Annotated in this window: 21 protein-coding genes; 5 read left to right on the top strand and 16 right to left on the bottom strand. The window is 30.1% G+C overall.

All coding sequences use genetic code 11. From position 1 onward, the window contains the following. On the bottom strand, positions 1–497 hold a 497-nt coding region (locus ACTF45_RS07295; protein ID WP_438949667.1), incomplete at its 3' end, for a GTP-binding protein. Positions 498–610: 113 nt separating this feature from the next. Then, a complete protein-coding gene (locus tag ACTF45_RS07290) occupies positions 611–1,342 on the bottom strand; it encodes a M15 family metallopeptidase (protein ID WP_438949666.1) in 732 nt (243 codons plus the stop codon). Positions 1,343–1,452: 110 nt separating this feature from the next. Between ACTF45_RS07290 and chlP the strand changes: the two genes are divergently transcribed. Continuing rightward, positions 1,453–2,784, top strand: a complete 1,332-nt coding sequence (gene chlP, locus ACTF45_RS07285; RefSeq protein ID WP_288346787.1) for a geranylgeranyl reductase — start codon at positions 1,453–1,455, stop codon at positions 2,782–2,784. Here chlP and glyS read toward each other — a convergent pair. Continuing rightward, complete coding sequence (glyS, locus tag ACTF45_RS07280; RefSeq protein ID WP_438949665.1) at positions 2,774–4,936, bottom strand: glycine--tRNA ligase subunit beta; 2,163 nt, start codon at positions 4,934–4,936, stop codon at positions 2,774–2,776. The two genes, chlP and glyS, sit on opposite strands and share 11 nt — an antisense overlap. A gap of 87 nt (positions 4,937–5,023) precedes the next feature. Here glyS and ACTF45_RS07275 point away from each other — a divergent pair, with 87 nt between their 5' ends. Then, positions 5,024–6,814 (top strand): NADPH-dependent assimilatory sulfite reductase hemoprotein subunit, encoded by a 1,791-nt coding sequence (locus ACTF45_RS07275; protein WP_438949664.1) that lies wholly within the window; start codon positions 5,024–5,026, stop codon positions 6,812–6,814. Positions 6,815–6,817: 3 nt separating this feature from the next. On the opposite strand, the gene ACTF45_RS07270 is transcribed toward ACTF45_RS07275, so the two are convergent. From ACTF45_RS07270 to ACTF45_RS07220, 11 genes are all read right to left on the bottom strand, one after another. After that, the gene (locus ACTF45_RS07270) at positions 6,818–7,504 is read right to left on the bottom strand and encodes a M15 family metallopeptidase (RefSeq protein ID WP_288346791.1); all 687 of its coding nucleotides are present in this window, start codon (positions 7,502–7,504) and stop codon (positions 6,818–6,820) included. 58 nt (positions 7,505–7,562) lie between these two features. Continuing rightward, complete coding sequence (recG, locus tag ACTF45_RS07265; protein ID WP_438949663.1) at positions 7,563–10,019, bottom strand: ATP-dependent DNA helicase RecG; 2,457 nt, start codon at positions 10,017–10,019, stop codon at positions 7,563–7,565. Between the two features lie 29 nt (positions 10,020–10,048). Next, entirely contained in the window at positions 10,049–11,122 is a 1,074-nt protein-coding gene (locus tag ACTF45_RS07260) for an adenylate cyclase (RefSeq protein ID WP_288346794.1), read from the bottom strand. 5 nt (positions 11,123–11,127) lie between these two features. Continuing rightward, a complete protein-coding gene (gene tsf / locus ACTF45_RS07255) occupies positions 11,128–11,784 on the bottom strand; it encodes a translation elongation factor Ts (protein WP_288346796.1) in 657 nt (218 codons plus the stop codon). 44 nt (positions 11,785–11,828) lie between these two features. Further along, positions 11,829–12,533, bottom strand: a complete 705-nt coding sequence (rpsB, locus tag ACTF45_RS07250) for a 30S ribosomal protein S2 (protein WP_288346798.1) — start codon at positions 12,531–12,533, stop codon at positions 11,829–11,831. A gap of 151 nt (positions 12,534–12,684) precedes the next feature. Continuing rightward, positions 12,685–13,596, bottom strand: a complete 912-nt coding sequence (locus tag ACTF45_RS07245) for a glycosyltransferase family 2 protein (protein WP_288346799.1) — start codon at positions 13,594–13,596, stop codon at positions 12,685–12,687. Positions 13,597–13,658: 62 nt separating this feature from the next. Next, positions 13,659–13,808: a hypothetical protein gene (locus ACTF45_RS07240; RefSeq protein ID WP_011132385.1), complete on the bottom strand. Its 150-nt coding sequence runs from the start codon at positions 13,806–13,808 to the stop codon at positions 13,659–13,661. Between the two features lie 22 nt (positions 13,809–13,830). Next, positions 13,831–14,553, bottom strand: coding sequence for a DevA family ABC transporter ATP-binding protein (locus ACTF45_RS07235; protein WP_288346801.1), 723 nt, complete (start codon positions 14,551–14,553; stop codon positions 13,831–13,833). A 14-nt stretch (positions 14,554–14,567) separates the two neighbouring features. Beyond that, entirely contained in the window at positions 14,568–15,740 is a 1,173-nt protein-coding gene (devC, locus tag ACTF45_RS07230; RefSeq protein ID WP_288346824.1) for an ABC transporter permease DevC, read from the bottom strand. Beyond that, on the bottom strand, positions 15,740–16,654 hold the full coding sequence (locus ACTF45_RS07225) for an efflux RND transporter periplasmic adaptor subunit (protein WP_288346825.1): 915 nt from the start codon (positions 16,652–16,654) through the stop codon (positions 15,740–15,742). Before ACTF45_RS07225 ends, devC begins: the two co-directional genes overlap by 1 nt. After that, the gene (locus ACTF45_RS07220) at positions 16,654–17,379 is read right to left on the bottom strand and encodes a phycocyanobilin:ferredoxin oxidoreductase (RefSeq protein WP_288346803.1); all 726 of its coding nucleotides are present in this window, start codon (positions 17,377–17,379) and stop codon (positions 16,654–16,656) included. Before ACTF45_RS07220 ends, ACTF45_RS07225 begins: the two co-directional genes overlap by 1 nt. 40 nt (positions 17,380–17,419) lie before the next feature. Here ACTF45_RS07220 and ACTF45_RS07215 point away from each other — a divergent pair, with 40 nt between their 5' ends. Continuing rightward, positions 17,420–18,667 carry a M16 family metallopeptidase gene (locus ACTF45_RS07215; protein WP_438949662.1) on the top strand — a complete coding sequence of 416 codons (1,248 nt, stop codon included), beginning with the start codon at positions 17,420–17,422 and terminating at the stop codon, positions 18,665–18,667. Further along, positions 18,667–19,896: a M16 family metallopeptidase gene (locus ACTF45_RS07210; protein ID WP_288346806.1), complete on the top strand. Its 1,230-nt coding sequence runs from the start codon at positions 18,667–18,669 to the stop codon at positions 19,894–19,896. Before ACTF45_RS07215 ends, ACTF45_RS07210 begins: the two co-directional genes overlap by 1 nt. On the opposite strand, the gene ACTF45_RS07205 is transcribed toward ACTF45_RS07210, so the two are convergent. After that, positions 19,893–20,108: an NAD(P)H dehydrogenase assembly family protein gene (locus ACTF45_RS07205; protein ID WP_288346807.1), complete on the bottom strand. Its 216-nt coding sequence runs from the start codon at positions 20,106–20,108 to the stop codon at positions 19,893–19,895. The two genes, ACTF45_RS07210 and ACTF45_RS07205, sit on opposite strands and share 4 nt — an antisense overlap. Positions 20,109–20,218: 110 nt before the next feature. Here ACTF45_RS07205 and ftsH point away from each other — a divergent pair, with 110 nt between their 5' ends. Then, a complete protein-coding gene (ftsH, locus tag ACTF45_RS07200) occupies positions 20,219–22,132 on the top strand; it encodes an ATP-dependent zinc metalloprotease FtsH (RefSeq protein ID WP_288346809.1) in 1,914 nt (637 codons plus the stop codon). Here ftsH and clpP read toward each other — a convergent pair. Continuing rightward, entirely contained in the window at positions 22,129–22,722 is a 594-nt protein-coding gene (gene clpP / locus ACTF45_RS07195; protein ID WP_288346827.1) for an ATP-dependent Clp endopeptidase proteolytic subunit ClpP, read from the bottom strand. The two genes, ftsH and clpP, sit on opposite strands and share 4 nt — an antisense overlap. Between the last annotated feature and the right edge of the window lie 27 nt (positions 22,723–22,749).

The following is a 22,749-nucleotide window of genomic DNA, read 5'->3' as shown; positions in this document are numbered from 1 at the left end:
AAATAAGGAAAATCACATTGATCATCATCTGCACCTAACTCAAGGAATAAATCAAGAACTTTATCCACCGCAATTTCTGGGACTACTCTAGGCCTATCAATTTTATTTACAAAAACTATAGGCCTAAGACCTTTTTCTAAAGCTTTTTTTAATACAAACCTTGTTTGTGGCATTGGACCCTCGTTAGCATCAACGATTAATAAACAACCATCAACCATGCCCAAAACCCTCTCAACCTCTCCTCCGAAGTCAGCATGTCCAGGTGTATCGATAATATTGATTCTCGTGTTTTTATAATTAACAGCCGTATTTTTTGAAAGTATTGTTATACCTCTTTCTCTCTCGAGATCATTAGAATCCATTACACAAGTTGGAACTACTTCGTTATCTCTAAATATTCCAGATTGAGATAATAATGCATCGACTAGGGTTGTTTTTCCATGATCTACATGGGCTATAATTGCTACATTTCTTATTTCTTTAATAGAAGCTGACATCTAAAAACTTGCAAACCAATAATTAATATATTAAGGCTAACTCAAAGAATGCTTATTCTGAAAGATTTGCCCATAAGACTTTGAAAATCATATAAAAAATTGTTATTAGTGTTTCAATTTTGTAGCTTTTTCAAATTCCTATTTGATGCTTCAAAAACTTTAAGTGCTTCAATCGATCCCTCATATCTCCAGTGCCAAGGCTCATAATCAACATTCTTATTATGTTGTGTGAAAGATAATTTGAAGTGGTACTTAGCTGCATTTTTTTTAAGCCATCTAAAAGCATCCGTGTTCTCAAATTGAACTTCAAAGTCTGTTTCTCTTTTATCAGCATCTCCAATATCAATAGCAAAGCCAGTACTGTGCTCAGAATATCCAGGAGGTGCTGAGACCTTAGCCCTCTCAGCAGCAATCTGATTTCTGATGGATTTTAATGAATAAAAAATTTCTTTTTGCAAATTTATTGATCTATAACCACTAAGGAATACCAAATATATTCCATCTTTTATAGCATCCTCCCTCATTTTAAGAAGAGATTCACTCATATCAATATGGACTTCAATATTAGGTTCAATAGAAACCAATTTTTCTTTTGAAATTTCCTTGTAGGGTAAATGGCCCAAAATACTAAGATCATTATTTACAAATTTTTTAGCGTTATTAACCCAAGAGAGATTTAATTTAAAATTACTAATAATTTCCAAGCCAATAAAAGGTAATAAAAATATTAGAAAAAAAGCTATAAATAAATAATATTTCTTGAATTTAAAATTATTTTCATTTAAGTTTATTCTTTCAGCTACTTGTATCTCAATATCTTCATTTATAGGATTCTTTTTTTTCAATATAAAATTATTAATTCCAAAGATATTTCGATATTAACTATTAATTTACGAAATGCACTTTTATAAGAAAATTGATGTAGTTTTTTAATAGGATACAATTTTTTTTTGATATGTTGAGAGTTGCTGTTATCGGTGGAGGGCCAAGTGGTTCATGTGCTGCTGAAATACTTGCTAAATCTGGTATAAAAACTTGGCTTTTTGAAAGAAAATTAGATAATGCAAAACCTTGTGGAGGAGCCATTCCTCTCTGTATGGTTGAGGAATTTGACTTGCCAGAAACTATTATAGATAGAAAAGTAAGACATATGAAAATGATATCTCCCTCTAATAGAGAAGTTGATATTAGCTTAGATAATGTCTATGGCAAAAGTGATAATGAATATATAGGAATGTGCAGAAGAGAGGTAATGGATGCATTTATGAGAAACAGAGCTTCTGAACTTGGGGCAACATTAATTAATGGATTAGTTACTTCAATTGATACTGGGAACGATAATCAAGGTCCATACAAACTTTCATATTCAGATTTTTCTTCTGGAGACAAGAAAGGAGAACTTAAAGATTTAACTGTAGATCTCCTAATTGGAGCTGACGGCGCAAACAGCAGAGTTGCTAAAGCTATGGATGCTGGCGATTACAAAGTAGCAATTGCATTCCAAGAAAGAATTAAATTGCCTAAAGAAGAAATGAGTTACTACGAAGATCTCGCTGAGATGTATGTAGGAACAGATGTTTCTCCTGATTTTTATGGTTGGGTATTTCCTAAATATGATCATGTCGCAGTAGGGACAGGCACAATGCAAAAAAACCAATCCCTAATAAAAGGACTTCAAGAAGGAGTAAGGAATAGAGCAAAAAAAAGGCTTGTGAATGGTGAAGTTATAAAAGTTGAAGCACATCCTATTCCTGAGCATCCAAGACCTCGAAGAGTTGTAGGAAGAATGGCTTTGGTAGGTGATGCAGCTGGATATGTCACAAAGAGCTCTGGAGAAGGTATTTATTTTGCTGCGAAAAGTGGGAGAATGTGTGCTGAAGAAATTGTTGAAGCTTCAAAAAATGGGCAAGAAATTCCATCAGAAAAAGATTTAAAAAATTATTTAAAAAAATGGGACAAAAAATATGGAACAACCTATAAGGTACTAGAAATTCTTCAAAATATTTTTTATAGGAATGATTCTGCTAGAGAAGCTTTTGTAGAAATGTGTGATGATATGGACGTTCAAAGATTAACTTTTGATAGTTACCTGTACAAACGAGTGGTTGCGATGAAACCTCTCCAGCAAATTAAACTTACCATGCTTACTCTTGGATCAATTTTAAGAGGAAAAGCTCTAGCACCATTAAAGTACAAACCAGTTAAAAGTGCTGTAAGAGAAGAAAAAGAAGTAGAAAAAATGTTAAAGAACTATTCAATTAAAGGTGGAATTAAAGTTAAGAGTTAAAAAGGGTAAAATCAGCAATTTTTAAAGAGTAGTTCCTTACCAAACCTAATAAATTGAGACGATTATTTCTAATTTCAGGGTTTTCTGCCATTATCAGAACACCCCTCTCATTATCAAAAAGTTCATCAAGATTTTTAGAATTAATCTCAAATAGTTTAAATAGTTGAGAATAATTCCAATTAGGTAATTTAATAATTTCTTCTAATTCTTTGATAAATTCAAATACCTTATGTTCACATTCTTTTTCAAATAAATCTGAATTTACATAATTTTTGCATAAAAAAATGGTTGTTTTAAGATTTCCACTTTCAGCTAATTTACTAACTCTTGAGATAACTTTTTGAATTTTAGAAAAATCTGGTTTCCCTTTAAGTTTGTTAATAGTATTAATTCTATTTTTTAAATCCAAAATATTCATTATCTTTTTTTCAGATGATGAATCAATAAAACAAGTAGCTTTAATTAGATCTTTACTTATTGATAGTTCATCAAGATGGCTAACAATTCTTTGATTAGTAAATTCAATTAAGTCATTTAAAACTTTTTCTTTCTCGAATTTCAATTTTGGTAATGAAATTTTCCAATATTCAAGAAGTTCCTCAAAAATATTATCAAGATCTAAATAAAATTCGAATTGCCAAATAATTAGAATAACCCCATTTAAACTTCTTCTAAGTGCATAAGGATCAGAGGAACCACTTGGTCTTTTTCCAGATATAAATATACTTATTAAAGTTTCTATTTTGTCAGAGATAGAAATAATAGCTCCATATTTTGTAGAAGGTAAATCATCTTTATAAAAACCTGGCAAATAATGTTCAGCTACAGCTATACAAATTTCTTTGCTAAAACCTTCATTTCGTAAGTATTTCCCCCCCATTATCCCTTGCAATTCAGGAAATTCGTAAACGATATCACTACACAAATCGTTTTTACAGTATTTTGCAGCTTCCTTGGTTTTTTCACTGTCTAAAGATTGATCATTTAAATAATTAAGTATCTTTTCTGATGTATCCTCAATTCGTTTTACTCTCTGAGAAACATTACCCATCCCTTTCAAATAAGAAACCGTTTTAAGTTTTTCATTCCTTTCTTTAGAAGAAACTTTTTTATCACTTTCTACAAAAAACTTCGCATCAGAGAATCTAGCCCTTAATACTTTTTCATTTCCCTTAGAAATAATATTATTAGATTCTCTTAGACCATTAGATAAGACAAAGAAATTTGTACTTATAACTTTTTCAGAACTCAAATCTAATTTAGAAAATGTTCTACCTTTTTTTAGAAGAGGAATATATCTTTGGTGATTTTTCATTACAGTTGAAAGAACTTCAACAGGCAAATTAAGAAATTGCTTATCAAAGTTACTAGTTATTAAATTAGGAGATTCAACTAAATCAGTTAATTCGTTAAGTAAATCATCAGATAGATCAGGCTCTAAATTTACCAATTGAGATTCATGATTTATGAGATTAACAATTTTTTCTTTTCTTTCTTCTCTTTTTACAAAAACTCCACTCTTAGCAATTAATTCAAAATAACTATCTGGAGAATGAATTTCAATAACTTTATTAATTAATCTATGACTTTTTGATTTGTTGCCTATTGAAATCTTAGGATCACATTCATCAAAAACAAAATCAAGAATTTCGTCGTTGTAAAGTGAGACTATCCATCTAATGGGTCTTGAAAATTTAAAGCTTCCATATCCCCATTTCATAAATCGGGGGCCTTGCAAATTTTTTATTACTTTAGGAATTATTGAAGATAAAGAAGATCTTGTAGATTCTCCTTTCTCAATTTTTGTTCCAAATACAAACTCACCCTTTTCTGTTTCTCTTATTTCTAAGTCATCTATATTAATCCCTAAACTATTTGCAAAACCTATAGCAGCATTAGTTGGTACGCCATTAAGAAATGCAGAAGTAGCTTTTGGACCTTTTCTTATTACGGTCTTATCGTCTGCCTGATCAACTAATCCATCTAGAAATAAAACTATTCTTCTTGGTGTGGAGGTGCAAATAATATTATTGAATTTGATAAGTTTCTTATCAAATTCAAATTCTATAAGAGAGTTAATTTGTTTTATTACAGAATGAGAAAATTTTGCTGGTAACTCTTCTGTTCCTATCTCAAGTAAATATTTAGACAAGAATAATTTATAGCTATTACAACTATAATTTACTACCAGTTAAATAAGCTTTTCGCTAATGTATAAAAAGAGATATGTTTTGGTCCCTTGATCAAGGTCGAAAAAGTAAAAAAGAAAAAAGAACTTGTTAATCAAGAGACAGTTTGTTTAGCAAATGGTCTCGAAGTATCTAAATTTGAAAATTTCAAGAAAGGTAGTGATTTTCTAAAGGAACCACTTGCAAGCGAATTAAAAAATGAAAGCGATCATTTTACTAATGATGCTGTTCAGTTATTGAAATTCCATGGGAGTTACCAACAAGATAATAGAGAGAACAGGAAACCTGGAAAAAGTAAAGATTGGCAGATGATGCTTAGGTTAAGAAGTCCAGGAGGAGAAATACCAGGTAAGTTATTTTTATCTTTAGATGAATTATCTGACAAACTTGGGAACGGCACACTGAGGGTAACTACTAGACAAGCTTTCCAAATGCATGGGATAAGAAAAGATAACTTAAAGGAAGTGATCAAATCTATTGTAAATTCAATGGGATCAACTTTAGCTGCGTGTGGGGACATAAATAGAAATGTAATGGCTCCGGCTGCACCTTTTGAAACATCAGAATACATAAACGCAAGAACTTTAGCAGTAAAAGTTGCCGATCTTTTAACCCCAGTAGCCGGACAAGGAACCTTTTTGGAACTATGGGCTGACGGCGATTTGGAATATACAATAAAACCAGATAAAGAAATTGAAGAGAATAGGAAATTACAATTTAAAGAGAATGTTTTTAGCGGGACAAAACAAGAACCTCTATATGGATCTACATACCTTCCGAGAAAGTTTAAGTGTGCAGTTACCGTTCCAGGCGATAATTCAGTTGATCTCCTCACTAATGATATTGGAATAGTTGCATTTACCTCAAAAGAAGGTGACTTCGAAGGATGTAATTTTTATATCGGTGGAGGAATGGGGCGAACTCATAATAATGAAGAGACTTTTGCAAGAATTGCAGATCCACTTGGTTATGTTGAAAAAGAAGACACATATGAACTAATTCAAAGTATCGTTGCCATTCAAAGAGATTATGGAGATAGGAAATCAAGGAAAAATTCCAGAATGAAATACCTTTTGCATAGAAAAGGTATTAAATGGTTTAAAAAAATACTTTTAGATAAATACTTTAGAAAAGAAATTAAGCCTTTAAGAAAAGAATCCGAGAATAAATTAATTGATTATCTAGGTTGGCATAAACAAAATGAAGATTATTTTTTTGTTGGACTCCCTTTATTATCAGGAAGGCTATCTGGAAAGAAAAAATCATTAATAAGAGATCTTGTTGAAGAAAATGACCTTAATTTAAGACTTACTCCTAATCAAGATATTTTGCTTTGTAATATTCCTAATAAAAACAAAAGCAAAATTAAAAAGGCCTTAAAAAAGATCGGATATGACAATCTTAATGATATCAATGAAATTCAAAGACATGCTCTAGCTTGTCCAGCACTCCCTCTTTGTGGTCTAGCCATGACCGAAGCTGAAAGAATTTTACCTGAAGTTCTAACTAGAATAGAAAACCTATTAACTGATATGAATATAGAAAAGACAATATTATTTAGAATGACAGGATGTCCTAATGGATGTACAAGACCTTATATGGCAGAATTAGCTCTTGTTGGGAGTGGGCAGAATAAATATCAACTATGGCTGGGGGGAAGTAAAAACCTTCAAAGATTAGCTAAACCATATTTGCAAAGAATGGAACTTGATGATTTAGAAAAAACCATTCAACCTTTATTAAAATTTTGGAAAAAAAGCAGCGCCGAAAAAGATTTTGGAGATTTTATTAACAATCAAAAGGAATCTTTCATTACAAAGTTACTAAGCGAGATAAATTAAAAATCATATTTTCCCATACAAAGCATAAGTCTTTTTATTCTTCCAAGCCCATAGTTGATCTCCATAACTAAAATGCCACCATTCATTTGGATGCTGAACAAATTCAAATTTAATCATAATTTCTTTTAGTAACTTTCTTCTATCATTCCAGATTATTGCATCTACATTATCAATATTATTGTAAAAATCTGGTTTTGATTTATCATCCATCTGATCAATATTACTTCCCATATTTATAATATTTCCATACTTATCGGCCAAAGTGATATCTAAAGCACCCCCAGTTGAATGTGGTGGTGGATATCTGTCATCGAACGAAGGATAAGCCCAAAATTTCTCAACATTTTTTTTAACTATGGGATATCGTTCCATATCTTTTTCAGAAGCATCAATATCTAGCCTTTCACATTCCAAAATAAAAGCTCTATTGAACATAAATTTTTGAACTTCGATAGGTCGCCAACTGTCATAAATCAAAAGGGATAAACTATTATTTTTTAATTTTAAAAAGTCATTTACTTTTATTAATCTCTTTACAACTTCTTCTCTTAATTTCCAAATGGACTTTTTTTCCTTATAAGGAGCACCTAGATCATAGTAAGGATGTGGACTAATAAATTTAAAACAACTTGGTATTGAAATTAATTTATCTTTATTCTCCTTAATTGGGATCTCATTCCAAATTTTCAATGAACTTTGTCTATTAATTTTATATTTGCATATATTTAAAAATTGACAATTAAACGTTTTAATTTAAGAAATCATGAATAAATTTATTGTCAGAATTGTCGATTAGCAAATCTTTTAATAAAATATTTTTTTTTAAGTCAGGATCTTCATTTATTACCCTCTGAGCCTCTTCTCTAGCCTTTTCAATTAAAACTTTATTATTTGGTAAGTTATCCAAAACAAAATCGGGCAATCCCGACTGCTTATATCCCAAGAGTTGGCCGGGACCTCTAAGTTCCAAATCTTTTTCCGCGATATAAAAACCATCATTAGATTTTTCTAAAACACTTAGCCTTTTATTTTCTAATCCATTGTTTTCAGAAGTTACTAAGTAACAAAATGATTTATGGGATCCTCTCCCAACTCTCCCTCGTAACTGGTGTAATTGAGACAAACCAAATCTTTCTGAATTATAAATAATCATAATTGAAGCATTAGGTACATCAATTCCTACCTCAATAACTGTGGTAGAAACCAATATATTTACTTCATTATTAACAAAAGAATTAATGACATTATTCTTTTCTTCAGAATTTAATTTTCCATGTAAAAGTCCAACCTTATTTTTTAAAAAAATTTCCTCTGATAAATATTTAAAAATCTTTTTTGCAGAACTTAAATTCATTTTTTCAGAATCTTCAATTAATGGCAAAATTACATAAGCTTGCTTCCCGTTATCTATCTCATTCTCAACACGTTTAAAAAGTATATTTAACTCTTCTTCTGAAATAATTTTTGTTGTTATTGGGACTCTTCCTGGGGGAAGTTCTGTAATCTGACTAATATCTAAATCACCATATAGTGACAAAGCGAGAGTCCTAGGTATGGGAGTAGCAGTCATGGATAACAAATTAGTATTATCTCCTTTGTTAAGTAATCGATTTCTTTGTGTAACACCAAACCTATGCTGTTCATCTATGACTACCATCCCTAATGAATTAAAAACAACTTTATCTTCAAATAATGCATGTGTACCTACGAGAATATCCACCATTCCAATTTTTAAATTTGTAAGTATTTCTTTTCTTTTTTTCTGTGGGGTATTACCTGTAAGAAGTTCTACAGAAACTAAAAGTGGGTTCAAGAATTGTATTAAATTTTTATAGTGCTGTGAGGCAAGTACTTCAGTAGGAACCATTAATGCACCTTGTTGATCTTTTTCAAGTTCAATTAAAAGAGATGCGATTGCAATAATAGTTTTACCACTGCCAACATCTCCTTGTAGTAGTCTCGACATAGGTGTTAAACCTGATAAATCAGATTTAATTTCATCAAGTACTTTTTCCTGAGATTTTGTTAATTGAAAAGGAACTTTATTTAAAAAATCTTTAAGTAAAAAATTCTTTTTAATAGATTTCTGAATAGTTAATTTTTTATTATTCTTCCTTTTTCTTAATAAAAACTTCATTTGCAATAAAAATAGTTCATCGAACACCAATCGTTTTTTTGACTCAATCAAAGCATTCTGATTTATAGGTAAATGAATATTTATTAAAGAATCACTTTTTGAAACTAAAGATAATGAGTTAAGTTGTTTTTGATTAAGTAGATCTGGATATTGTTTTGAATAAATAATTACTTTTTTAATTAATTTTATAAAACTTAAATTAGAGAATGATTCTGATAGTGAATATAAAGGCATAATCTTTCCAGAGAAATTGAAAGATTCTTCATTTGTATTTAAAATTTCTATCTGCGGGTCTACAAAATTTTTCCCATACTCAGATACTTTGACCTTACCAGATATCGCTAATTTAGTACCTGGCATATATAGGGATTTCTGAGAAGAAAAAAAAGAATAAGATCTAAATCTTTTGCCTAAAAAAAATTTCGTAACTTTTATTGAGGAGGTTTCATCAAATATCACTATATTCATTATTGATAAATTACTATTATTTGGACTCTTATAAATGTAAAACTTTTTTATAGTTGCAATACAGGTATATAAATTATCAGGTTTTAAATTAATTATTTTAACTCTATTCGTATAATCTAAATAAGTTCGTGGAAAATAATTAATTATATCTTTTATATTATATATTCCTAATTCATTTAGCTTATTTTTATTAATCTTGCCTATACTTTTTATTAATGCAATATCTGAGTTTAAGGACAGTTTAGAATCTATGACTTTTGAATAATAACTGTCTGTATTTTTATTAGAGTAATTTAAATCAATAGATTTACCAAATTTCAGTAGAGCTTTCCTAGTATCAATTACCAGTCTTTTTCTTTGATTGACGTCTAAATCATTATATTCAGAATATTTAATTGAGAATTCACCAAATAATTTAATAAATTCATTAGTTAATTTCAAATTATCTAAATTACTTAATGACTTATTTAAATAATCATTAAATTGTTGTTTTTTACCTAATAAATTAGTAAATCTATTTTCTGATTCAAGTGTAAGAGCTTTTTGAAGGGGTCTAATCCAATCCTTAATTAAATATATATATTCTTCATTATTAGTCACTTTATCAACAAGATAAATTTAAATTTTAATTACTTTGAACTATTTGAGGCAAGTTCCTTATTTTTCCAATATCTTTGCTTTTTATTTAATAATTTAAACCTATTTTTTAAATCATTTATATTATTTCTACAGATTGAAAGATCTAAGTTATAAAATTCTAATTCAACATTAGTTATATTAAACAAATAAACATCAGAAGACTTATTATTAATTGGAGGAAACTTATCTGAATACAAATCATATCTAATAACAAAAGGATATGGATGTTTAATTATAGAATTATTAATTGATAAACATTTGAAAGTTTCTTCAGTTATAATTTTTTTTATTAACTTTATTTTAAATAATTCTAAATTAATCTTATATGAAAGATTCAATAAAAAATTGCTAAATGATTTATCAATAATTTCAAAAATATTTAAATTATCACTTGAGATAAAAACATCAGGGGGCTGATCATTTATTTTTTCATAATCAATTAATTTATTATCAGTTGTTTCTTCTATTAATTCAAGGAAAGCATTAACTAACCCTTTCCCATCTTCAATCTTTTCAATACTGATTTCTTTAGAAAAAGAATTTAAATAACTACTTTCATCTAAATTTACAGAGGAAATTTCATCTTCACTTAAAGTTTCATAATATTCATATGTTTTTAAATTGTTATCGCAATGAAATTCAATGGATTCGTTAGCAGTTTTTTCATTCTCATAATCAATATTTACTGTTTGATATTCTTTTCGCTTTACCAATTCTTTTATGACACTTGCATTTACTAACTGTTTTGTAGGATCACTAATATCATCTAACTTAAGTTGTTCAATAGTTATAAATGGAAGTTTTGAATTGATAAGCAGGCTAATATTTTTGTTTAAAAATATATTTAATTCTTTTGAATGTAATGCTTTATCACTAATAGAAAAATTTGAATAAATTCCAGCTATACCTTTTTTAGCAGAGCTAAGAATAGATTTTCTAACGATATCAAAATAGGCCTCATATTCTTTATAAATATTTTTTATTAATATATTTTTTTGGGTTTCAGCCCTCTTGAGCTGAATTGTAACTTCTTTTGAATTTCTACCTTTGATACTATTGCTCAAGTTTTTTAGTTTGACTTTAAAGATGCGACTTCATCAGCAAAGTCCATCTCATTTTTTTCAATACCCTCTCCTAATGTATATCTAGTAAAACGTCTAACTTTGATATTTTCACCAATTTTAGCTGCTGCTTGTTTCACAAGATCCTCAACTGTAAATGCACTATCTTTTATGTAAGGTTGAGAAAGCAAGACCAACTCGTTTAGTCTTTTAGCTATTCTTCCCTCAACAATTTTTTCTTTAATATTTTCTGGTTTACCAGACAAATCATCTCTACCCATTTCTATTTGTTTCTCTTTTTCGACTATATCTTTTGGTATCTGATCAATAGAAACATACTCTACATTTGGACATGCAGCAACTTGCATAGATACGTCTTTTAAAAGAGATTGAAATATATCTCCTCTAGCAACAAAATCAGTTTCACAATTTAGTTCTAAAAGAACACCCACCCTTGAACCCGTATGTATATAACTGCCAATAGAACCTTCAGCAGCAACTCTTCCTGATTTCTTCTCTGCACTTGCTATACCTTTCTTCCTTAACCATTCTAAGGCTTTTTCAACATTTCCATCTGTCTCGTTTAAAGCCTTTTTGCAATCCATCATTCCTGCTCCAGTCTTATCTCTAAGATCCTTAACAAGTTTTGCTGTAATGTTTCCCATTTAAAAAGATAATGTTTTTGTTTTTATTAAAGTTTAAAAATAAATTAATTTTTTCTTTGATCGTTAGAACCTTTTCTTCCCTCATTAATTGCATCTGCAAGTCGCCCTAAAATAAGTTGAACTGATCTCACTGCATCATCATTGCATGGAATAGGGACTTCACACAAATCAGGATCACAATTAGTATCTAACATTGAAACTAAAGAAATGTCTAATTTTCTAGCTTCAAGAACAGCATTAGATTCTCTTCTTTGATCTACAAGAACAACTATATCAGGTAATCTTCTCATACCTTTAAGACCGCCTAAATACTTCTGTAAGCGTTCTAATTCTCTTCTCAAAACAGCCGCTTCCTTTTTTGGTCGCATAGCGATAGCCCCACTACTTTCCATTCTCTCAAGATCTTTCAATCTTTCTATTCTTGCTTTCATAGTAGTCCAGTTAGTAAGCATTCCTCCTAACCATCTCTGATTCACATAAGCAGCACCACATCTAACAGCTTCTTGAGCAACAACATCTGATGCTTGCTTCTTCGTACCTACAAAAAGAAATCTTTTTCCACTTTTTGCTGCATTCCTTGTCCACTTATAAGCATTATTCATGCATAGAGCAGTCTTAACAAGATCAATAATATGAACCCCATTTCTCGCACAATATATATATTTAGACATTTTGGGATTCCAACGTCTAGTTTGATGCCCAAAATGGGCACCAGCTTCCATCATTTCAGATAGTGATACAACAGCCATGTTTAAATAAGTTTCGGGTTAGCCTCCATCCGACGGGAAATTTAAGTATTTAAATCACCCGAAACAGTCAGATGTGTGGTTTTAGTTTTTAATATTGTAGCAAATAATCAGAAATCCTAAAAGAATATCTTTTAATATTAATTTTTAAAATTTAAATTAATCTTCTAAGTTCTTTTACATAAATTAAGTTAAGCGGAATTCTAACAATCTCTAATGCAATTCTATTTCTCCCTGAATCAATTAGAAATCTTAATAACGGAAATAATCTTTTAATACTTATCAATCCCCCCAGACAAATTATTTGCCAAAGCAGAATATGAAGCGGAGTTAGTTGAATCATAAATCTAACTCTCAAATTTGAGTGTTTTTTATAAAATATTAAAGCCATCCTTGCTCTCTCTTTTTCTTGGGATACTAATGATTCAATTTGCCCACAATCAAAAGGGGGGTGCCAATGAAATCCGACAGCTTCTGGACATTTAATTAATTTCGTCCCTAATTTTTTTAATCTCTCACCCAGCTCTAGATCTTCCCACCCATAAAGGCTAAAAGAGTTATCAAATAATCCAACACTTAAAAGTAATTCTTTTGAAATAGCAACATTTCCAGTAGCAAAGTATGCAAAGGAAAAATCAGTTAATTTATATCTTTCACTTTCTGGATTAGAGAAATTAGAAGTATTAATAACTGAACCATAAGTAAAGCATTTTTTATTATTTTTATTCCAAGAGAATAATAGTTTATTCACATGACAGGCTATAAAGTCATCTAAAACAATGAGATCACTATCGATGAAAATGATAATTTCATATTTAGATTTCATTACACCTAAGTTTCTTCCTAAAGCAGGTCCGCCATGTTCTTGTTCATATAAGACCACATGAGGGAGAACTTCATAATTATCTTTTATCCAATAGGTTGTGCCATCCGTAGAGCCATCATCAACAACTATTACTTCATAATTACTGATATTCTCATTTAAGTTCTGCTTCTCAAGTGCTTTTAGACATTTTTCCAATATTGGTTTTCTATTATAAGTTGGGATAACGATGCTTACGTTCATAACCATATATTATTTATTTTTTAATATACAGAATTTTAAAATATAAAAGATCCAAATTTTTACTAATCAGCTGCTCCGCCATTATTAGCTGTTCCAGCTACGTTATTTCCTTCTGGTCTACCATCAGATCTAAGCTTTCTTTTTTTAAATTTTCTAGCATATGCACGATTACGGTCTTGCTTTTCTTTTTTTAAATTTCTTCTCTTTGACATAAAAATTCTTTTTTACTTTTAACTATCTTAGCTCACTAAGTGCATTAAATATTTTACCATCTTCCATGTTTAATATCCTGTCCGCCATATCTGAAATCCTTGGATCATGAGTAACCATAAGGACAGAACAATTCTGCTCTTTTGCTAATTTCCGTAAAAGTGAAACTATTTCTCTTCCAGTGACACTGTCTAAAGCTGAAGTAGGTTCATCCGCAAGTAAAAGTTTGGGATTCGCGGATAATGCTCTTGCAATTGCAACCCTCTGTTTCTGTCCTCCTGACAATCCATTTGGTAGTTTTTTATGATGGTCCTCTAAACCAACCGCAGATAACCACTTTCTTGCTACTTCTCTTCTTTGTAAGTACGTTAAATTTGTAATTAAATCTGCTCCCATCTGAACATTTTGTTCTGCTGTTAAACATCTAAGCAAATTATGTCCCTGAAAAATCATCCCTATATTTCTTCGAAGTTTTTGTCTAGTTTTTCTTGAAGCCCCATTTAGTTGATTATTTAAAACTGTCAAATCTCCACTTTGGCATGTTCTCAATGCACCAATTAAAGTTAGAAGAGTTGTCTTACCACATCCAGATGGTCCTTTTAAAAGAACTAACTCTCCTTTTTCAATAAAGAAATTTACATTATTAAGTACTTGTTTCTTATTTTCATCAATTCCATAATAATGACTCAAATTATTTATAGAAACAGTTTTTGAATTTTTATCTTTTTTATTGATAGCTTTAGGCATATAAATAATTCTAGTTAAAATATTTCAGCAGGATCTGCATCGACTAATTTACGCATAGCAATTCCAGCAGAACCCATACACATAACCAAGATCAAAATAAAAATTAAAATTGTTTTATTGGCATCCATTACTATGGGTAATTTCGTAGAATTTCGGACAATTGAATAAAGTATTTGCCCAGAAAAATAAGCAGGCAAATAGCCAAATAATGCTAATAAAAAGCCTTCTCTAGCTACAACAAAAAACAAAGTCTTTAGTCTATACCCCATAGCTAACAAGGTTGCATATTCAGGAAGATGATCAGTAACATCGCTATAAAGTATTTGGTACACAACAACGCAACCAACTACAAAGCCCATCAAAGCTCCTAAACTAAATATAAAGCCAATGGCGGTACTGTTTTTCCAATAATTTTTTTCAAATTCTATAAATTGATCTTTTGTTAAAACACGAACATCATTCGGTAAAGACTTATTTAATATTTCAGATACCAGAATAGGATTTGAACCACTTCGCAGTTTCACTAAACCTATTTCAATACTTCCTTTTGGATTTGCAGGGAAAAGCCTTAGATATGTTTCTCTACTTGTTATAAGGTTTCCATCTGCTCCAAAGGAAGGACCTAACTCAACAAGACCTTCAACTAGTACTCTTATACCAGCAACTTCGGTTTCTACTTTCTTCTCCGAAAGAAACCAATCTTCTATAGGCCCAAATTCTGGTCTTGAAAGTTTATCAAAAAGAACTCTTCCTGGATTTTTAAGTTTATCAGCCTTTCTTGAAAATCCATCATCTAATAAAAGAGAATCTGAAGGATTAAATCCTAAGGTTAAAATAGATCTTGTTTTTAGATTCTCTGGGTTCCTCCAGAGAAGATAAGTTAAGTTAACAGGGGCAGTTTTTTCTACGTCTTCTAAAGCTAAAGTTTGAATTAGTCTTCTTTTTGGAAATCCACTCATACTTATGGAACTTTTTGATCTTGGACTTATCAACACAAGATCAGCATCCAAAAGTTTATGAATGGTTACACTTGTATCAAATAATCCATCTCGAAAGCCTAATTGCATAAACATTAAAATCCCCGCGAAGCTAATTCCTGCAATAGCAACTATTAATCTGAGTGGCTGTCTTGTAAGTAACAACCAAGCTAAAGGAATTTTCCTAAATTTTATGAAAGAAAAATTTATCAAGGTAGGAATTTTGCAATAACTTTCATACCAGTATAATTTTTAACTAATTTTATGGATTCCGGATTTAGCTTTACAAGAACTTCAATAATACGAGCATCCGCATCACCTGTAGGGTCTGTGGATAAGACCTTTCTTTGTTTTACTTGTGGGCTAATTCTTATTACTTCCCCTTTTAGAATTTTTTTAAAGCCTCCATTTTCACTACTTAATTCAACATTTTGCGAGATAAATACTCTATTTATATCAGATTCATAGACTTCTATAAGAGCCTCCATATTCTGACTTGAGCCAATATCAAGGATCCCTTCGTTTTTAGATCTTTCTCCAACTCTTGTATTAATGTCAAGTATATAGCCATCAATTGGACTTCTAAGTTGAGAGTTAAAAAGATCTATCTCAATGTTTTTTTTATCGGCAACGTTAATTATTTTTTGTTTTTGTAATTTTAACAATTCATCTTTTCTCTGAGAAAGTTGTACCAATGAGTATGCTGAGTTTTCAACGGCTAATTCATATCTTTTAATTTGATCTTCTTTTAATGAAATCTCTAAAATATTAGTTTTGATAAGGTTTTTCTTTTTTTCAAGATCTGCAACTAATTTCTCTCTATTTTCAAAAACGGCTAGAATTGAACCTTCCTTGACAAAATCACCTTCCTTCACAAGTAGTTCAGACAAACGAGGAGATGATCCAAATTGAGAGATTGGTGCTGCTAATTGCCTAATATCCCCAGCTGGAGAAAGTTGACCTAATGCTGCGACTGCTTCTATTACAGGAATAAAATCAGAAGTTATTTCTATATTAGAATTAGAATTTGATTTTTTATTTTGAGAACATGAACTTATTCCTATCGATAATGGTAAAAATATCAAAAAACAAAAGATTATATTTTTTAAATTATTTATAAACATCAAAAATCAAATAATACTTTTTTGATATATTCATCTACCCATACTTTATCAAAATATTTAAGCAAAACTAAACTTGTTTTTTCGTTTTTCATTTGCTGAACACAATAATTTTTTTGATAATTAATTCTTTCTTCAATTATTTCATAATCAGAATCAGGACTAGTGCTTTGACTTAATTGAATTAAAACAGAAAGATAATTATCAACTATTTTACAAAAAGCATTTTTTTCACTTTCATTTTTTAAGGAAGCAAAAAAAACATTTTTAGAAAAAATATTTCCCCAGATTGGAATTTCCCTTTTAGATTTAAAAACACTTTTATCAATATGAGACAATAAATGATCATATTTTAAATTTTGGTTCTTCGATGAAGGAGATAAATCAACAATAGCTGCTGAAACTAGTTCATTAACTTTAACTAAATCCATTCCAAATATTGGAATATCATACTTTGGGTCTGGAAAAAATACGCAATGTAGAATCTTTAGACTTTTTGAAAATTCAGCCACTTCAATATGTAACTTTCTAAATCCTTTTGCTTTATAAAATTCATTTTCTATATATAGCTCCTTACCTTCTACATTGGAAATTATGTTTGAAAGTTTAGGATCTACCTCTATGCAATTGAGGTCATTAAGCTTAGACCTTTGAACCTTTATATTTTGCAATAAAGTCAAAATAAGTGGGTCAATTAATTTAGTTTTGGTTAAAGATTTAGACAACAAGTTTAAAAAGTATCAAAATTAAAATAAGGAAAGGATTTCAATGAACCCAGGAGAAGTTAAATACTTTAACCATCCAAGCAAACCTAAATGCGTTTTTGTGGAAAATAAAGAATTACCTCTTGTATGCATAGATTTTTGGTTTAAAGCAGGATCTGCATTTGAGGAATCAGATAGAGACGGAACAGCTCATTTTTTGGAACATATGATTTTTAAGGGTACTAATAAATTAATGCCAGGAGAATTTGATTATAAGATCGAATCTCTTGGGGGGATGAGCAACGCTTCAACTGGATATGATGATGCACATTACTATGTATTAATACCTGAAAACAACTTTAAAGAATCACTGGCTCTTTTGACAAACATTGTTTTATCTCCAAGTATTAATATTCATGAATTTGAAAAAGAGAAAAGTGTTGTCATTGATGAAATAAAACAACAAAATGACCAGCCTGATGAAAAACTTTTTAATTATTTTTTAAGCAGAGTATGGAAGGATAATAAATATGGCAAAACAATATTAGGCACAGAAGAAAATCTACAATCATTAAAAAAAGCTGATTTAGAAAAATTTCACAAAAGCTTTTACAAAAAGAATAATTTTTGTATTGCAATTGCTGGAAATCTATCTGAGAAAACTTTTGAAATATATCACGAAAATAACTTTTCTTATCTAGATCCTAATGAAACTTCTCAAATAAAAAATAATAACAATTCAAATTTAGTCGCAAGCACTGGAAGAGAAGAGATTAATTTTAAGAATATTGAATTGTCTAGAATATTCATGGCATGGAGTATACCAAGCCTAAAGAATCAAAAAATGAATATCGGCTTTGAAATATTAGCATCAATACTTTGTGTAGGGAGAAATAGCAGATTAGTAAAAGTTTTAAAGGAAGAAAGGAACCTAGTTGAATCAATATATGTAGATGTAAATGGTGGAGAATTTGGCAGTTTATTAGTAATTGAAGCTTGCTGCGATGAAATAAATTTAAAAAACGTAGAGGAAGGAATTAATGAAACAATTCAAGAGGTTGTAAGTTGTAAAAATTTAACTTTAAATGAGATTAGAAAAGCAATTAATATTGTTAAAAGCAACTATATTTTTAATCTAGAAACGTCAACACAATTAACTTCATTTTTTGGAAATGAGCTTTTATGGGGTAGGAAAAATACTCTAAATGATTTAAATAATCATTTAGATTACTGGAATAATACAAATAACTTTAAGGAAATCATAAATTATTTATCAAGAAATAAATTTACTTTGATTGCATCAACAGGATAATGACAAAAGCATATTATGAATCAAAAATTATTCGGAATTTTTCAATTGCGATGGTTTGGATAAATGGTGGAAGCAATATGGATATTGAAGAGAAAAAAGGGATCAATCAAATTCTTTGCTCATTATTAACCAGAGGATGTAAAGGTTTTGAAAATTTAGCTTTTTCAGAGTATGTCGATTCACACGGAGCGGAACTAAATCTAGAGACATTAGAGGACGGTATGATAATAAGCCTTAAATCATTAAATGAACATTTTAATAAACTTTTACCTTTAGTAAATTTAATTATAAATGAACCAATACTCTCATATAACCAATTTCAAAATGTAAAGAAATCAACTATTAATACCTTAAAAAAAGATAGGGAAAATCCATTTAATATTACCTTTGAAAAATGGAGAAAAATTGTTTATTTAAAACATTCCTACGCTTATAACTCTTCTGGATATGAAGAAGATATTTTAAAAATTACTCATAATGATATTTTATCTGAATATGAGAATTTTAAAAATAGAAATAAGTATCTAATTTCTAATAATTTAAAAATCAAAAATAAAAGTTTTGATTTATTAAACCAAAATATTGACCAAAATAAAATTACTGTTAACTTAGAAAGCAAAAATTACAACAATAATCCTAATCCTTTGAATAGGTTTGTAAGCACATATCAGAAGTCGAATCAAATAATTTTAATGTTAGGTAATCAAACATGTCCGATATCAAGCCATGAATACTTACCGTTAAAAATTTTAGAATCACATCTATCATATGGAATGAGCTCTGTATTATCCAAATTGTTCAGAGAAAGGAATGGTTTAACTTATGAAGTTGGGGTCTATAACCCTTGTAGAAAAGAAAATTCTCCTTTTTTAATTTACTTTTCTGTCTCAAATAAAAATGCGCTTCTTGCATTTGAAATCCTATCAGAATTATGGAGAAAATTATTATCTTCTTCAATTATCGAAAAGGATATTTATTTAGCAAAGATTAAATTGAAAAGTTCATTTCTAATATCTAACCAAACTTTAAACGAAATTTTATATAGAAAGATTCAATACATGGGATATTCATTAGGCCAAAATTATGACTTTATAAATAAAATTAATCATGTAAACTCTGCAGATATTTTGAAAGTAACTAAAAAATATTTTAAAAAACCCTTTTTAAGTATTTCTGGAGACGAAAAAATATGTAATGAAATTAACAAACTTTGGATAAGAAATTTTTAAATTTGTGTTTTTTCTATCTTGTCAGTATCAATTAAGAAAGATCCTCTTCTAAATTTTATTTCAACAGTATCGGGAGATTTTATAGCTATTATTTCTCCAACTTCGTCAATAGCTACTAAGTCAGGTGGCCTAAGCATAGGCATATTGTCGGAGGTTTTAAGATAAGACAAAGGATTTTTCAGTTTAACTTTATCCTTAATATTAAAATCCATTAAAATTATTTAAAATAAACTAAATCTACTATACAAATCAAGTTAAGAAAAATATCAACGAAATGCATCGTTTCATTCTAGAATTGTACAAATTTATATGAAATAAATTAATGAATCAAAAATTTAAAACAATAATTTTATGGGCGCTTCCAATTATTCTAGTCATAGCTCTTTCATATCAATTCCTTTCAACAAGCAATATTGACTCATTAAAATCTAATGGCACTACAATAGCTCCCAAAAATTCAGCTGTAGCAAGAGTTAGTTATGGAAGATTTTTAGATTATATAAATTCAGGTCGAGTTACATCAGTTGATATTTTTGATGGAGGTAGAAATGCTGTTATCGAAACTATAGACTCAGATCTGGATAATAAAGTACAAAGATTAAGAGTAGACTTGCCTGGTCTTACACCTGAATTAATAACTAATCTAAAAAATGAAGGAATAAGTTTTGATGTTCACCCTGTTAAAACTACACCACCAGCATTAGGTATTCTCGGTAATCTTCTTTTCCCTGCAATTCTGATAGGAGGTTTAATTCTTTTAGCTAGGAGATCAAATGGTATGCCTGGAGGGCCAGGTCAAGCTATGCAATTCGGGAAATCAAAAGCTAGATTTGCTATGGATGCTGATACTGGAGTTGTATTTGACGATGTTGCAGGAGTAAATGAGGCAAAAGAGGATTTAGAAGAGGTAGTTACATTTTTAAAAAAACCTGAAAAATTTACTTCTGTTGGTGCTCGTATACCCAAAGGAGTTTTACTTGTAGGTCCTCCAGGAACTGGTAAAACACTTTTAGCAAAAGCAATTGCAGGAGAAGCAGGAGTTCCATTCTTCTCGCTTGCAGGCTCAGAATTTGTAGAAATGTTTGTTGGAGTAGGTGCTAGTAGAGTTAGGGATCTTTTCAAAAAAGCCAAAGAGAATAGTCCATGCTTAATATTCATTGATGAAATTGATGCAGTAGGAAGGCAAAGAGGAGCTGGCATCGGTGGTGGAAATGACGAAAGGGAACAAACTCTAAATCAACTTTTAACTGAAATGGATGGATTTGAAGGTAATAGTGGGATTATTATTATTGCTGCAACTAACCGTCCAGATGTTTTGGATTCCGCTTTAATGAGGCCAGGAAGATTCGACAGACAAGTTACAGTTGATGCTCCTGATATTAAAGGGAGATTATCGATTCTTGAAGTTCACTCAAAAAATAAAACTCTTCAGGAAGACTTAACTTTAGAAAGTATTGCAAGAAGGACTCCTGGTTTTACTGGAGCGGATTTAGCAAATCTCTTAAATGAAGCGGCAATTTTAACAGCAAGAAGAAGAAAAGAGTCAATAGGAATTTTAGAAATTGACGATTCAGTTGATAGAATAGTTGCCGGAATGGAAGGTTCTCCACTAACAGATGGAAGAAGCAAAAGATTAATTGCTTATCATGAAGTTGGACATGCCATAATAGGAACTTTAGTAAAAGCCCATGATCCTGTTCAGAAAGTAACTGTAATTCCAAGAGGGCAAGCAAAAGGTCTTACTTGGTTTACTCCTGATGATGATCAATCTCTTATAAGTAGGGCAAATTTGAAGGCAAGAATAATGGGTGCTCTTGGAGGAAGAGCGGCTGAGGATGTTGTTTTTGGTAAAGGGGAAATAACAACTGGAGCTGGAGGAGATTTTCAACAAGTAGCTTCAATGGCTAGACAAATGGTTACAAGATTTGGAATGAGTGAACTTGGTCCAATTGCTCTTGAAGGTGGTAATCAAGAAGTTTTTGTTGGAAGAGATTTAATGACAAGAAGCGAGGTTTCTGACTCTATTTCTAAACAAATTGATGAAAGTGTAAGAGTTATGGTAAAAGACTGTTATAAACAAACCTATTCAATAATAAGTAAAAACAGGGAAGCAATGGATAAAATTGTAGATCTTTTAATAGAAAAAGAAACATTGGATGGTGAAGAGTTTGTAAAAATCCTTTCTGAATTCACACAAATTCCTGAAAAAGAAAGAACTCCACAAATACTTAATTAAGTATTTTTAATTGGTTTTTTATCTAAAACCAAATCTATTAGACCATACTCTACTGCCTCCTTTGGAGACATATAAAAATCTCTATCAGTATCTTCCTTAATGGTTTCAAGTTCTTTACCTGTTCTTTCAGATAGCTCAGTATTTAAACGTTCTTTTAAATATAAAATCTCATCAGCTTGAATTCTTATATCACTGGCTTGACCTCTTGCACCACCAAGAGGTTGATGAATCATAATTCTTGAATGTCTCAGGCTACTTCTTTTACCTTTAGTTCCCGCCGCAAGTAAAAAGGCACCCATACTAGCAGCGAGCCCAACACAAACAGTATGTATGTCAGGCTTTACATGTTGCATAGTATCGAAAATACCTAAACCATCATAAACTGAACCTCCAGGAGAATTAATATACATGTAGATATCTTTCTCAGGATCTTCCGCTTCTAGGAAAAGTAATTGAGCAACAATTCTATTAGCAGTATCACTAGTTACTTGTTCTCCTAAGAATATAATCCTCTCTCTTAAAAGTCTTGAGTAAATATCAAATACTCTTTCACTTCCGCCAGATTCTTCTAAAACTAAAGGGATCATAATAATATTTATCTGTTTATTAGATCTTAA

Origin of the sequence: Prochlorococcus sp. (assembly GCF_965655815.1) — a bacterium.
In the GTDB taxonomy this organism is placed as follows: domain Bacteria; phylum Cyanobacteriota; class Cyanobacteriia; order PCC-6307; family Cyanobiaceae; genus Prochlorococcus_A; species Prochlorococcus_A pastoris.
Note: the sequence above shows the minus strand (reverse complement) of the source record. Positions and strands in the feature narration are given on the sequence as shown.

Excerpts from the sequence above, each read along its gene's own strand:
- chlP (WP_288346787.1), top strand. The coding sequence starts at position 1,453 with ATGTTGAGAGTTGCTGTTATCGGTGGAGGGCCAAGTGGTTCATGTGCT.
- ftsH (WP_288346809.1), top strand. The coding sequence starts at position 20,219 with ATGAATCAAAAATTTAAAACAATAATTTTATGGGCGCTTCCAATTATT.
- tsf (WP_288346796.1), bottom strand. The coding sequence starts at position 11,784 with ATGGGAAACATTACAGCAAAACTTGTTAAGGATCTTAGAGATAAGACT.
- ACTF45_RS07215 (WP_438949662.1), top strand. The coding sequence starts at position 17,420 with ATGAACCCAGGAGAAGTTAAATACTTTAACCATCCAAGCAAACCTAAA.
- rpsB (WP_288346798.1), bottom strand. The coding sequence starts at position 12,533 with ATGGCTGTTGTATCACTATCTGAAATGATGGAAGCTGGTGCCCATTTT.
- ACTF45_RS07240 (WP_011132385.1), bottom strand. The coding sequence starts at position 13,808 with ATGTCAAAGAGAAGAAATTTAAAAAAAGAAAAGCAAGACCGTAATCGT.
- ACTF45_RS07205 (WP_288346807.1), bottom strand. The coding sequence starts at position 20,108 with ATGGATTTTAATATTAAGGATAAAGTTAAACTGAAAAATCCTTTGTCT.
- ACTF45_RS07245 (WP_288346799.1), bottom strand. The coding sequence starts at position 13,596 with ATGAACGTAAGCATCGTTATCCCAACTTATAATAGAAAACCAATATTG.
- ACTF45_RS07225 (WP_288346825.1), bottom strand. The coding sequence starts at position 16,654 with ATGTTTATAAATAATTTAAAAAATATAATCTTTTGTTTTTTGATATTT.
- ACTF45_RS07210 (WP_288346806.1), top strand. The coding sequence starts at position 18,667 with ATGACAAAAGCATATTATGAATCAAAAATTATTCGGAATTTTTCAATT.
- ACTF45_RS07235 (WP_288346801.1), bottom strand. The coding sequence starts at position 14,553 with ATGCCTAAAGCTATCAATAAAAAAGATAAAAATTCAAAAACTGTTTCT.